Genomic DNA, 12,080 nt, shown 5'->3' with positions numbered 1-12,080 from the left:
CACTAAGGGCCTTTAAAAGCGATGGGTTTGTTTTCAGGCTAGCTGCCATGGCCGCCACATCGTTCGCTGTGGTCACCCCATTTGCAAGGGCGTTTATCTCGGCAAGCGATGCCACATTTGTAAAAGCCGCGCTTCCAACCACCCCAGCAATATTTTTTAGCATCACTCCAGCCATCGGGGCATTGTCCCGAACGTGGATAACAGTATTCATCCGTCGGGGAATCTTCACAGTATTGTTTCAATGGCTGTATCACTGAACTGCCGTTGTCGTCATACGTTAAAACTCCTTGATACGCCGAAGCCGTCAAAGATCCTAAAAGAATAAATGTCAAAAGCACTGCTGAAATAATCTTCTTCATTGGTAATCTCCATTTGTAGATTTTTGATTTCCAAATTAAAGAAGCTTGGCTTGGTAAAAGCCAGGAGCTTTGTTGCAAAACAGAGCTTGGTTGTTCCAGGCAAATTCGTGGGTGCTTAATTACATCTGCCTTAGATTCCAAAACTCTTTGAAAATAAGTTTCACGGAGGATGGATTATGGAAAAAGAAACCATGGAGGTTGGTAAGAAGCTTGTCGACTTCTGTAAGCGTGGCGAAAACATGAAGGCCGTAGAAAGTCTTTATGATTCAAACATTGAAAGTATTGAAGCCGAAGAAATGCCAAATTATCCAGCGCAGATGAGAGGCATTGAGAACATCAAAAGAAAAAATAAAGACTGGGCTGAAAACAATGTCGTGCACGCGGTTGAAGTAGAAGGACCATTCCCAGCAGGGGACCGCTTTGCTGTTTTGTATAAATTTGATGCCACTAACAAAAAATCCAATCAAAAGATGCACTTTGAGGAAGTGGCTTTATACTCTGTTAAAGACGGCAAAATTGTGAAAGAGGAATTTTTCTATTCGATGTAAAAGTCAAAGCGGGACTTTAAGGAATTTGAAAGATAGGTTGCAAGGCCTTTCACATGGTAATTCATACGAAAGGCATTCATTATATTTGCGTGATTCAGCTCGGGATTACGACGTAAAAGCGGTTGGTATTCTGTCCAATAACTTAAATAAAAGAATCGATCAAAGCTATCAGCAACTAAAGAATTTAAAGCAAAAGATTTTAAAACCTCTTCATTGGCATCACGCAATTCTTGATTCTGTAAGGCTTTAGCACCATCGATGATCTTTTCGACGTAAAGTTCCACCGTAGAGTTATCAAGGTTTAAATGTTCAAGATCTTCTAACAAGGATTTCAAAAATTTTGGCAGGTTTGATTTTTCCTCAGCTGAGGCAGTGCCATTTCCAAGGGCAAACAGTGTTTCAAGCTTGGGCTGAATCACTTCTTTTAGCCATAGTTGTTGGGAATCCCTTTGCGCGCTCATGTTTTAATTTTAGGGCACCCAGCACTGCTAAGTAAAACTTGTAAATTAAAACTGGATGAAGCAGATTTTATTTACGAACTTCTGTGAGATGCGTTCTGATTTGCACCTGTTCGGGATTGATCTCAATAAAGTGGGGTTCAATCAGCCAAGACCCGCTATTTAAATACTCGCCACTTGGTAGGGTCAAACGACCAGCATGATGGGTATGCCCAAAGATGACTGAATCAAAACCGCGGGCACAAATTTCTTCAGCGGCTACCACAAAATCCGGCGGTTCCCCTGGTAAAGTCGGTACTTCGCCCGAGGTTCGCAATGAATTGCGGAACTTTGATTTTAGCTCTTCAAATTTAATCCAAATTCGATAAACCCTGGGGCTGACCATCAATGGAAACCCGCCTAGCCAAGTTAGAAATTCATAAAGTCGGGGATACTTAACAAAGAAGGGGTCATAAAGATGCCCATGTTCGATACGAATTCTTTTGTCGCCACATTTTACATTTAAAAATGGAGCAAGAATGATCGAGCCCCAGTCTTCTAAGAAATTTTCTAAAACAATGTCATGGTTTCCGACGACATAATAAACGCGGTTTCCTGCTTTGGAAACAGCTTTCACGGCGCGAAACACTTCAGGGACATCTTCTGCAAGTCGGGTAAAAGAAACTTGGGCGATTTCAAGGCCGTCCCCATTCACGCAGACGTCATAGTTATTATCAGCGGCCCAATATAAAAAATCGATAACGCTTTTTTTGGCGCTAGAAAAGGGATTGCCGAGGTGAAGATCTGAAATCACCACCATTTTGCGAGTTGAAATATCAATCATCATAGATTGTTTTCTACCACTTCCTTAAGCTTAGCCTTCGTCACTTGTTCATTGTTCACCAGGATAATTAATTTTTCATTCGTCATACGAATACGACCGCTTAATTGCTTCATCAATTCAAAAGCAAAAGTGGGATCTCTACGAATTTTTAATAGAAAGCTTCCCGTGTCTAAGGCGACCAGTGTGGTTTTGCCAATAGCTCTAGCTGAAGCCGAGCGGGGCAGGGATTCAAGCATCGACATCTCACCAACGATGCCACCGCGTTCAATACAATCAAGCACGATGGTACTGCCTTCAACTTTCTTGAAAACCTCAATGCGTCCGGATTGAATGACATACATTTCACGACTGGTGTCACCTTCGCGAAACAGAATTTCGCCATCATCGAGTTTTCGTAATTGGTGATCCGCAAATTTTTTACCGAGCAATTTTGTATTCAGCATAGAAGCTTAAGAGTACCAAAGACTTTGTGTCATTCCACTCTACAACTGGAAGGCTGGGCTATTATCGAGTCTTGCCATCTGGCCTTTTCGTCATTGTAAGTAAGGAACCGACAGAACCTATGTTAGACCTATTTCCTCTTAACCAAGGATCACTTCATGAAAACCCTATCAATGACTCTAGTTATGTTGCTCCTTTCTGTAAATGTCCTAGCCCGGACTGCGGCCGAAGAAGCACAGTATCAGTTTCAAGAATTAATTCATGGTCCAGTGATGGAAAAAGCGGGGCAGGTCACTACATCCTACGATGAAGAAGTGAGATCGGCGATCATGGATAGTCTTTTTAGCTTTAGTGGCAGCTATCTTCAGTTTGTAGATAGTTTTTGTCATAAAGCCGAGGGTTGCCGCCTTCGTCAGTTCGCGAACGTCACAAAATCATTAAATGCCTTTTTGGCGGACCCTAAAAGTGGCCGCAAGGATTTGATATTAGCTTTGCGTGAGCCAGTATCTTTAGAAGAAATTTGCGGCAACCTTTCTAGTCGTTCCCAAACATTGGCGTGTGAGGATGCAGCCATCACGAAAAAGGAAAAAGAATTAGAGACACTGGTATCCCGAGAAAAGTATGAAGCGGGTATCAATATGGCGACAGACTATTCAGCAGCTTTAGGATTTATTGAAAGTCGTGGCTCGTTTAAAAGCAAAGAAGTGATTGATTCTTATTACTTTCAACTTCTTCATTATGCGATAGAGCAAAGTTTGATGGTTCAACAGTAATCTGCAACGGCGAAGGTCTGATTAATTGCATAGACAAAACCCAGAAAAGTGCGTTCACTTGCTAAACTAAGAAGGTCGCGAAGCAAGGAGGCAAGTCATGTCTGGAAATAAAAATAAGGGATTCAGTCAGACAAGCAAAAAATATGATGGTGATTTAAAGTTGCAGCATCAGCGGTCACGCAACAAGCAAATGGACCATTCTGCAGATCATCGCAATGAGGAAAGTGAAAATGTCGATGAAAAGCGACCGGGTCAACCGCGCAAATAATCTGCTAATCCCCAAAGTGTGCGCACCTGCAGCTTTGGGGATATTTCAACTTACCTAAAAATTGAAAATATAATTTCTTTCAAACCCGTGGGTATCCCACTTACCGTTCAGCCGCGGAGCAATCTCTAAAATAAAAGAACCAAAATGCTCAAGCTTTAACTGAGCGCTGGCTTTGCATTGATAGACATCTTCGTAAGAAGTGTTTTTATCAAAAAGACTTTTAGCTTCAAAACAAAGTACGTCGCCGGGCACGAACTGTTGTTGGCCTTGCACGTTCACCCAAAAAAGCACTTCGTTTTTTGGTAGCTCTTTACTGACCTGCTGCCATTCATAACTTACTAAAATAGCGGAGCTGTCTTTGTTCCAGCAATCCTGACGGGGAGGCCGCAAGATCGAAGCAATAAGCTGAAGCCCCTGCTGAGTTGTCAGGGATTTTGATTGGCGAAATAGCGGTGAGCAACCCGTAGTATCAGCAAAGCTGGGTTGTACCCAAAATAGAACCACAGAAGTTAAGACAATCCATATCTTTCCCATACCAGCACCTCGATATTTCTATATAGTTGAAATTTAAGGGAAAGGCTTACAGAAAATCACTACTTTCAAAAAGGTAAGACATGGCATTTTTGAAAGCCATTCTGTAGGTTATTTTGACAGTCAGATAAGAACTTCACTTTATGAATTGTCACTGGAAAATTCGGGGTCCCATCGTTTAAATAGTCCCATATTTAACAGAAAATTTTTAAGGAGATTTTATGAAAACAATCATCGTTTCTGTAATGTCGTTGTTGGTTACTGTGGCTGCGAATGCAAGACCGGCTCCTGCTGTTTACGCAACTTGTGAAGGTACTTTAAACGACGGAACGCCAGTGGCATTAGTGGTTCGAGAAATGGCTATCAAAACTGTTCAGCAAGGTCTTTATACGGTAGGCGAAGGTGCTGAGGCTTCTACTTTAAGCCTCATTTGCGAAACTGTTACAGGAGAAAGAACCCCTGATAAGTCTCCTGTTTATCAATGTACCGAAAATCGCAATGGAGAAGGAAAAGTTTTGGTAACGCTTGAGCGCGGAGTTACGGGTTTGGTTATTGGGCAAATTCAACGCGAACAAATGTTTCCTTTAAAGCCTGTATCTATCGGCAGCCTTCTTTGTAAGTAATTTCTTTGGAGTTTTGAGATGTTCAAAGCAGCTATTGTTTCTTCGTTATTGGTTCTAACTTCAGTGACGGCGCTAGCAGATTGCGGTCTTTTGGTAAGCTCTAAATTTAAAGGTGAGCTTAGAGAAGTCATTCGCTCTGAACTTGCTAGCAACGGTGTAACTGCCCAGTTTACTGATGAAGTTAATGGGGAAGAAGCCAGCGCTTTCCTTGAGGACACTCCAGAATTTATCAACGAAGGCGACTTTGTTAATTATTTTGGAGTTCGTCAGGGAGTTGAAACATCTCCGTACTTTTTGTCTCAGCTTTACTCAAGTTTTGAAGAAGGTGCTTACAACATCACGACAACAACTGATTTCACCTTCGGTTTGGCACGTCTTCAATACTGCAAACAAAGACCAGAAGGTTACGCTTGTAAGGCTCGCCTTAAAGAAAAAGGCTTAGTTTACGAACGAGTGATCGCGCACTCAACCCGTGATCTTATCATTGCAGGTGGGGAGCTTTTAGACCTAAACCGTCTAAAAGCCGACGAGACGCAAATCAGAAGCTACATCAAAGCAGTTTCAGCGAAAGTGTGTGAGTAATTATTTTGTCGGGTCAAACCACAGTTTCTTGTTATCAACAGGAACTGTGGTCGGCAAAAAAGGATTGTTAACTTTAAAAAGTTTTCTTTTCTTTAGGTTTAACTGATCAATGACTTTTCCATAATATTGATTAAACTTTTTATCAAATTCGCCACTATCAATCAGTTTTTCTAAACCTTCTTTAGTTCTTTGCGCCAGTTTCTTGCCGTCTTCAGTTTTCGGAAACCAAAAGTAAGTCGGCAAAGAATAAAACATCATTATATTATCTTCGATAGCTAGGTTTGGCAGACGATTTTTGCGAGCCGCGAATTCATCTTGGACTTCGGTGACGCCGCGAGGGAAGGCTGTCGTATGATCGCTAAAAATCAAGTTTTCAAAAATGCGATCATAATAAACTTCTTTAATCACATTAAAGCCAGCCTGCTCTAGGATCGCAATATCCCCCCAGCCTTCACCCTGGCGCATGGGGATTTTCTTTAACTGATCCAAGGTTTTAATACTATCAAAGGTCTTTTTATCTTTTTTATTGATCAAAAGAACTCGGTAACCAATAAGATTTTTATCGATTGGAATACGAACGGTCTCAAGTTCCTGCTCACGCTCAATGGATGTTTCGCGAATCATCACAGTGAGCTTTTTGCTATTGCTGCGAAGCTCACGCACCTGGCGGTCTTCTGTCATGCGTACTGAGGGCTTAAGGGTGTAGGCTCCGTATTTTTCTTTTGTCGCTTCCAGGGCCGCTTTTAACAAATCCCAGTGATAGGTATAGCGTGTGTCCATGTCGGACTCAGGCGGGTGGTAAATGTAAATCATGTGGCCATGGGCACTGAATAGGGGGGCTTGTATTAAGCAGAATAGCAGAACAATTAAACTATTGCGAAACATCCAAAGGCCTCCGTGTTTAAAGCTAAAATTCTTTAGGGAACGAGTCAAAAGAATTGCCTGATGCGGACGTGCCTTGAGGGTTCTGTAATGGACGCAAATAAAAAAGGCGCCTGTGGGGCGCCCTTTTAAAGGGAAGTTTTAGTAAGCGCCGAAGACTTCTTCTAAGAGCGCTTTGATCTTGTTCCACTCACTAATAACTTCTTGTTTATCGGACTTCTTAAAGCGCTCCACTTGTGGATCCATCGCACCATAGCGCATGGATACTACGTCCACTGCGCTTCCTTCATAAGCCTTTAAAACGCGATCTACGTGCTTTTCATGGTCATCAACAAAGATGATCACAGGATAATCTTGGCGTACTTTGCACAGGATGGCTCTTAACATCGCACCTTTATGTTGGCCGCTTGTATAGAAAACGCCGTCTTCATATACAGAAGGACGTGAATCCTTGACACCCCACAAAGCAAGTTCTTGCGCAGTCAGGCAGTTTTCAGAAGGTTGTTGAACGTTGATCGGAGTAAATCGGCTCGCAAATCCTCCTAAAGGTCCTGGAGAAGTCAAAGTAGGGTTGTAACCGTGACGGGCCAATTCCTTTTGTGTCACGTTTTGGAAGTCAGCGCCGCGGGAAGTAAGAAGGAATAAGGGGAAACCCTGTTGTTGGAAATGATTTAGTAGTGCCGGGGTCATTGTTTCCGGAGTGCGCATTTTGCCTAAAGTGAAAAGATAACCTTGAACGCGAAGTAAGCTATCAAAGTCCGGAGCCGCTAAGTCAGCAGTATCTTTGTTTTTAAGTTTTTCTTCCTGCCAAGAAAACCAAGCATCACCGCCCAGGTCTTTTTCAGTAGTCAGGATTGTATTGTCGATATCAAAAACTAAAAGGATCTGCGATGGAGAATAAATTTTTTGATACTGTTCTACTTTTTGCAGAACTTCTTGCATGCTTTTGATTTGGATTTTTTCAGATGCTTGAGCTTGAAAGAACGAGAAACTGATAAGAAAGGCTATAATGAACTTCATAAAGGGCCCCCGTTAATGAAGATCGGAATTATAGCCTTTGTATTTTAAAGTCAAAGTCTTTGGATTTACGACTAAAACTTATAGGTCAGTGCCAAATAGTGCCCGAAGCCTGAAGTCTCTCCAGCAAAGCCACCGTCTTTGAATAAAGCCATATCTTTATAAAGCTTTAAACCGTATCCCGCGGCATAACGAGGGGAATGCCAGTAAAGACCGTTAAACCATTCTAAAGAAGAATCCGTGCGATTCACATCATCAGAAATTTGCGTTGCTGCAAATTTGTAATCTAAATAACCCTGCCAAGTTAGGAAGCTGCCATTGCTAAAGAAATAAAATGGTTTAAACCAGTTTGTAGCGAGTACGTAGCCATCCCAACGGCCTTCGTTGGCAGCGTTGAAGTTTTCGCGCACGTAGCGGGCCATCAGGTTCACTCCCATAGTTCCCATCCAAGGAACTTCCAGGTCGGTGCCTAAGCCTACGAACTCTTCAAACAAATCTTGTTCGCCGATATTGAACAACATCGAAACATAAAATTCTTTAAACGGACCTATGCTAAGATCTTTTCCTGTCACTGCATCAAAAGAAACGCGGGGAGCAAACTTAAAGAAAAAGTTGTCTTCATTTTGTGTGTCTGTGCCATGGCGATCGCTATCTTTTGAATCGAAAACGTCAAACACATCTAGGTAACCGTAAAGGTCAAAGATCCCAGAACGTCCACCAAATTCCATTTCAAAATAAGTGTCGTTTTGATTATCAAAAGGAATCTTGTTGTCGATACTTTGCATGATGTTGAACTGAAACCACTTGCTGTCGTTTTTATGCAAGTCACCTTCAACATACTCTTTAGCAAAACCTGTTACTGAAAAAAGAATCACTGCCATAAAGGCAAAAAGACTTCTAAGCATGGATGCGCTCCTCAAAAAATTTGTGGCTTTGTTATGTCGCAAAGGCAGACACAAAGCAAGCAAGGTCCTCTCAATGCGCGCGGACAAATGACATTTCCACACTCTAAAAGTGCAGGGACCATTTAGCACCAGTTTTGATGGCACCTTGTTTGCTTTTCCTTACTAACAGTGAGCCGCACAGACAAAAAATAACCACTGCAACAAGGAGCGCAATCATGAAATCTCAAACCATCAAAACAGTATTTTCGGGTATGTTACTTTCTTTAACTTTAGCATCCGTCGCGCAAGCCCATGAGGGCTTTGAAACAACAACAGAAGTGTTCAGTATCGAAGACCGATATTCAAGATTGGAGCCTGTAAGACCAATCCCTGGTGACCGAATCCTTCCGCCGCTTTGTAGAGCGTATCCAGATCTGGTCGTGTCAAATCTTTTAGATCCTCTTTATGATCATCCAACTCATAGTTCTATCATTAAGGCTGTGGTTAAAAACCAGGGTGGGAAAGCGGCGGCGACTTTTGTCGTGCGACTTGTGGTTGATGGATCAACCATTCGTGAAGTCGTTGTGCATGGTTTAGGCGCAGGAATGCAAACAATGGTGACTTTCACCGTGCCGTTCTGGGTTTACAATCCAGATGCTCAATATGAAGTGAAAGCCGACTACAGCAATCGTATTAAAGAGTGCAACGAAAAAAATAACGTGAAAGCGTTCTTCGGACTTGGCTAACTAGCGAGCCCGGTCTTTGAGTAAAGATTCGCAGCGCGAAAGAATGGTTGTGCGAATATTCTCCCGGTGTTTTACGAACTCCGGGAGTTTGCTTGATTGCACGATTTTGTAAAGACTGATGGCTCGCTGTAAATCAATCAGTCTTTGCTTTTGCGGCCCCTTAGACAAAGGAAACTTCGGCACCGGTTGGTGAAAGAAAACCGCGCGGTGAACTGATTCCGTCCAGTCAATTTCAGTTTGTGTTAAATAGATTGTAGGGATGAATGGCTCATGACTGATGCTGCGAGCTTCCGCCATTTCGGTGGACTGTTTATCAAGCCACTTCAGTTCATTCATGATCTGAGTAAACTCGCCGTCGTACTGTTTCCCAAAAAGTTTAAAGACTGTTTTTTTCCAAGCCTCACAAAAATCAGCAAAGCTAATGTCCTGAGCCTTTTCATAAAGGGGAGGGCTAATGATGTATTGCAAAGCCTTGTTAATAACATCACTCGAAATCACCGGCGAGTTGTTGCGATAATTCAAACGCAAAAGATTATGGGCCCAGCTTACGATATTTGAAACTGACAAGGCGCTGACTTGGGCTGTTCTGAAGTTTAAATGAAATTCTAAGTAAACGCTGCTATGCAAAGGGCGATCAAGCAGTTGATCGATATCGCTTTTACGGCGATCTGATTTGGCAATGGAAAAATACTGATCTAAGTGTTCAGTGAACTTTTCAAAAGTTCCCGAAAAAACCTGTTCCCGCTGGCAGGTTTTATAAAGTTGAAAGGCTTTTGTAGAGCTAGGTTCTGCCTCATCCAATAAGGCATTGATCTTTTCTTCTAGAATTCGCGGGAAAGAGTTCCATAATTCTTTGATCATGAAACTCAGTTTAGCATGGGGGATTTTTAAAAAACGAAAATCATTTTTTGTCGAAGTTTTAGACAGAATCTTTAGCTTTAAAGCTCTACCGAATTAAGCGGCCATTTTAAAACAGTGAAATAATCAGTTCTGTGGATTTTGGCGCTAGTGCCATCGATTTCCATAAGGTAGCCGCGGTTAAAACCTTTTTCCATAAGGAAGGCTATAGGAACTGTGATCGGGAAGCCCACGTAAATAAGGCCAGCAATACCACGTTGCAAAGCGGGAATGTCTTTATTGCGAATATCGACTCTCATCGCACTTCGTAAGCCCTCATAGCCAGGCGTGCGGTTGGCGTAAATACGACCGCTAGTGATACCTAACGAAGAAGTGATTTGCGAAAGGGCTTGTTGGGCTTGGTTTTCATTCATGCCTTCAAGCACAGAACAGGCATTAAACGCAACCAATGCATCTTTAGAAAAGCGCCCTACGATAGGACCGAATGCTTGGGGAATGTCTTCAGGAAAATTGAGCTGAAAAGTTTCTTGTTCATTGTAAAGCTTCATCTTCACGCCGTGGGAACGGATGAAAAGACCCAAGACCTCTTTGTCTTCAGGCGGGTTTGCCATAGCGACTTCAAGGTCTTTTCTCATTTCTTCGATGGTATTAGCGCGGATCGTGTAAAGGTGAGCGTGGGGATAAAGCTTCTTCCATACGTCACGGTCGGCAGCTTCATCAAGATAAGGGGCTGTTACGGCACCGCGAATGTCGTGTTCTTTCGTATTTACTAAGAATATTACTTGGTTTTTTCCATGACTCATTACTGGCATTAATAAAAGAACCCACAAAAGGAATTTCATAAACCCACCTTGAATTAGAAGTGGCACTATCCTGTATCCACGATGCTAATTCAAGGTGAGGGAAATTTTTTCTTAACCGTTAAACGGTTAACTGTAGCTGAAAAGCAGCTTTGTCATTAGCACTAAAGCTAGTGGCGCTGAATGAAGCCCCATTGGCTTTGGCTGTGGATTCTACTAAGACAAAGTTGCGCTGACCGTTGCCGATGATACGTCGATTGTTGGGAATGACGTCGGGGGAGCCCGGGATATTTCGGCTATGAATAGAGCTAGAAGTAATTTCATAGGTTTGATACCCCAAAAATGAAGACTCGATCCGTGAAATTTCACTGTAGTGAACGTCTCCCGAGCCAAAGATCACTTTAGAATAGGCGTTTTTTAATTCCTTTAGCACCTCAGTAAAATTCACGGGGTGGTCGCCAGAAAGAGATTCTTTCCAAGGAACGTTAGGAAATAACTGACTGCCGTTTAATAACCAGGTTGGTCCCTGATTATTGCGCACTAGTTGTAACATCCAAGTTTCTTGTTCCTGCCCCCAGTGGCCATAACGTTCCCGTGAACCACGGCGTTCCCGGAAGCTGCGATCATCCATCAATAGGAACAACTGGTCTCTGAAGTGAAAGGCACTGCTGACCCCGGGCCCTCGCTTTAAAAGGTCGCAGTAATCTGGATCTTGGGCAAAAAAGCTTAAGAAGTTATCTTGGGATTCTTTGACATAGGCAAAGTCTTTTGAATTAGTGTCGTTTTTGCCAAAGTCATGATCATCCCAAGTTGCAATAATTGGTATCAGCGTCTTGCTATAGTAAATATCTAAGGTTTTGCGAGACTCACAGAAACGTTTCCACATGTGCGCGGGATTGACCCCACCGCCGCCGATAAGACCTGAATCCACATAAACACAGTCGCCGATAAAAAAAATCACATCAGGATTTTTATTAACCAAGCTGCGCCAGATTTCTGGCTTGTGATCCATATCATGCATGCATGAACACAGAGCAAAGTTCACAGCCGTTTTCGTTAAATCCAAAGTGTGAAACTCGCGCAGATCAATCACTTGATCCGTGTTTTCGTCTATCACATGGAGGAAGTAGTTATCTTGCGCGGATAAGTTCTTAAAGTAAACTTTCGTGATTTGCTGATCGTGATCAGCAAAAGTGATCGTGCGCTGATCATCTGGGTACCAGCTTTGTCCTAGGGTGTTTGTAACCAGAAATTTTAAGGGCACCACTTTGTCGTGCACGACGGAAAATTGGGTTTTGGAGTCGTCCGTAGCTCCTTGCAGAATCGATGGCCCTGTTTGCCTTTTCACGAAACCGGGCGAGGTTTGCGCGAAGGCCTTATTTGCTGCGCCTAGCACGAAAGCTTGAGTCAAACCAAGCTTTATAAAATTTCGACGTTCCAATTTCATTAACAACTCCTTTTGTCATGATGGCTTATTGGACCAAAGA

General features: G+C 42.6%; 17 protein-coding genes. 6 read left to right on the top strand and 11 right to left on the bottom strand.

The window, feature by feature from the left end:
* Window positions 1-38: 38 nt before the first annotated feature.
* The gene (locus MNR06_RS06160; RefSeq protein ID WP_243540133.1) at window positions 39-359 is read right to left on the bottom strand and encodes a hypothetical protein; all 321 of its coding nucleotides are present in this window, start codon (window positions 357-359) and stop codon (window positions 39-41) included.
* A 176-nt stretch (window positions 360-535) separates the two neighbouring features.
* Here MNR06_RS06160 and MNR06_RS06155 point away from each other — a divergent pair, with 176 nt between their 5' ends.
* Window positions 536-907, top strand: coding sequence for a nuclear transport factor 2 family protein (locus tag MNR06_RS06155; RefSeq protein WP_243540131.1), 372 nt, complete (start codon window positions 536-538; stop codon window positions 905-907).
* On the opposite strand, the gene MNR06_RS06150 is transcribed toward MNR06_RS06155, so the two are convergent.
* The 3 genes from MNR06_RS06150 to MNR06_RS06140 all read right to left on the bottom strand — a co-directional run bounded on the left by MNR06_RS06150 (window position 895) and on the right by MNR06_RS06140 (window position 2,631).
* Window positions 895-1,368 (bottom strand): hypothetical protein, encoded by a 474-nt coding sequence (locus MNR06_RS06150; protein ID WP_243540129.1) that lies wholly within the window; start codon window positions 1,366-1,368, stop codon window positions 895-897. The two genes, MNR06_RS06155 and MNR06_RS06150, sit on opposite strands and share 13 nt — an antisense overlap.
* Window positions 1,369-1,435: 67 nt before the next feature.
* A complete protein-coding gene (locus MNR06_RS06145) occupies window positions 1,436-2,191 on the bottom strand; it encodes a UDP-2,3-diacylglucosamine diphosphatase (protein ID WP_243540127.1) in 756 nt (251 codons plus the stop codon).
* The gene (locus MNR06_RS06140) at window positions 2,188-2,631 is read right to left on the bottom strand and encodes a Crp/Fnr family transcriptional regulator (protein ID WP_243540125.1); all 444 of its coding nucleotides are present in this window, start codon (window positions 2,629-2,631) and stop codon (window positions 2,188-2,190) included. The genes MNR06_RS06145 and MNR06_RS06140 overlap by 4 nt, the downstream gene beginning before the upstream one ends.
* A gap of 156 nt (window positions 2,632-2,787) precedes the next feature.
* Here MNR06_RS06140 and MNR06_RS06135 point away from each other — a divergent pair, with 156 nt between their 5' ends.
* A complete protein-coding gene (locus tag MNR06_RS06135) occupies window positions 2,788-3,402 on the top strand; it encodes a hypothetical protein (RefSeq protein WP_243540123.1) in 615 nt (204 codons plus the stop codon).
* A 97-nt stretch (window positions 3,403-3,499) separates the two neighbouring features.
* Entirely contained in the window at window positions 3,500-3,670 is a 171-nt protein-coding gene (locus tag MNR06_RS06130; RefSeq protein ID WP_243540121.1) for a hypothetical protein, read from the top strand.
* A 54-nt stretch (window positions 3,671-3,724) separates the two neighbouring features.
* On the opposite strand, the gene MNR06_RS06125 is transcribed toward MNR06_RS06130, so the two are convergent.
* Entirely contained in the window at window positions 3,725-4,204 is a 480-nt protein-coding gene (locus MNR06_RS06125) for a hypothetical protein (RefSeq protein WP_243540119.1), read from the bottom strand.
* Window positions 4,205-4,422: 218 nt separating this feature from the next.
* On the opposite strand from MNR06_RS06125, the gene MNR06_RS06120 reads away from it, so the two are divergent.
* On the top strand, window positions 4,423-4,824 hold the full coding sequence (locus MNR06_RS06120) for a hypothetical protein (protein ID WP_243540110.1): 402 nt from the start codon (window positions 4,423-4,425) through the stop codon (window positions 4,822-4,824).
* A gap of 18 nt (window positions 4,825-4,842) precedes the next feature.
* Window positions 4,843-5,406 carry a hypothetical protein gene (locus MNR06_RS06115; protein ID WP_243540108.1) on the top strand — a complete coding sequence of 188 codons (564 nt, stop codon included), beginning with the start codon at window positions 4,843-4,845 and terminating at the stop codon, window positions 5,404-5,406.
* On the opposite strand, the gene MNR06_RS06110 is transcribed toward MNR06_RS06115, so the two are convergent.
* From MNR06_RS06110 to MNR06_RS06100, 3 genes are all read right to left on the bottom strand, one after another.
* A complete protein-coding gene (locus MNR06_RS06110) occupies window positions 5,407-6,186 on the bottom strand; it encodes a hypothetical protein (RefSeq protein ID WP_243540107.1) in 780 nt (259 codons plus the stop codon).
* Between the two features lie 243 nt (window positions 6,187-6,429).
* Window positions 6,430-7,308, bottom strand: a complete 879-nt coding sequence (locus tag MNR06_RS06105) for a DUF2608 domain-containing protein (protein ID WP_243540105.1) — start codon at window positions 7,306-7,308, stop codon at window positions 6,430-6,432.
* Between the two features lie 71 nt (window positions 7,309-7,379).
* Window positions 7,380-8,210, bottom strand: a complete 831-nt coding sequence (locus MNR06_RS06100) for a nucleoside-specific channel-forming Tsx family protein (RefSeq protein WP_243540103.1) — start codon at window positions 8,208-8,210, stop codon at window positions 7,380-7,382.
* A gap of 215 nt (window positions 8,211-8,425) precedes the next feature.
* Between MNR06_RS06100 and MNR06_RS06095 the strand changes: the two genes are divergently transcribed.
* Complete coding sequence (locus MNR06_RS06095; protein WP_243540101.1) at window positions 8,426-8,935, top strand: CARDB domain-containing protein; 510 nt, start codon at window positions 8,426-8,428, stop codon at window positions 8,933-8,935.
* Here MNR06_RS06095 and MNR06_RS06090 read toward each other — a convergent pair whose 3' ends face one another.
* The 3 genes from MNR06_RS06090 to MNR06_RS06080 form a co-directional block, all read right to left on the bottom strand.
* Window positions 8,936-9,796 carry a hypothetical protein gene (locus MNR06_RS06090; RefSeq protein WP_243540099.1) on the bottom strand — a complete coding sequence of 287 codons (861 nt, stop codon included), beginning with the start codon at window positions 9,794-9,796 and terminating at the stop codon, window positions 8,936-8,938.
* Window positions 9,797-9,873: 77 nt separating this feature from the next.
* On the bottom strand, window positions 9,874-10,635 hold the full coding sequence (locus MNR06_RS06085; protein ID WP_243540090.1) for a hypothetical protein: 762 nt from the start codon (window positions 10,633-10,635) through the stop codon (window positions 9,874-9,876).
* A gap of 79 nt (window positions 10,636-10,714) precedes the next feature.
* Window positions 10,715-12,040, bottom strand: a complete 1,326-nt coding sequence (locus MNR06_RS06080; protein ID WP_243540088.1) for an alkaline phosphatase D family protein — start codon at window positions 12,038-12,040, stop codon at window positions 10,715-10,717.
* Window positions 12,041-12,080 lie beyond the last annotated feature (40 nt).

Source organism: Bdellovibrio reynosensis (assembly GCF_022814725.1).
In the GTDB taxonomy this organism is placed as follows: Bacteria; Bdellovibrionota; Bdellovibrionia; order Bdellovibrionales; family Bdellovibrionaceae; genus Bdellovibrio; species Bdellovibrio reynosensis.
Note: the sequence above shows the minus strand (reverse complement) of the source record. Positions and strands in the feature narration are given on the sequence as shown.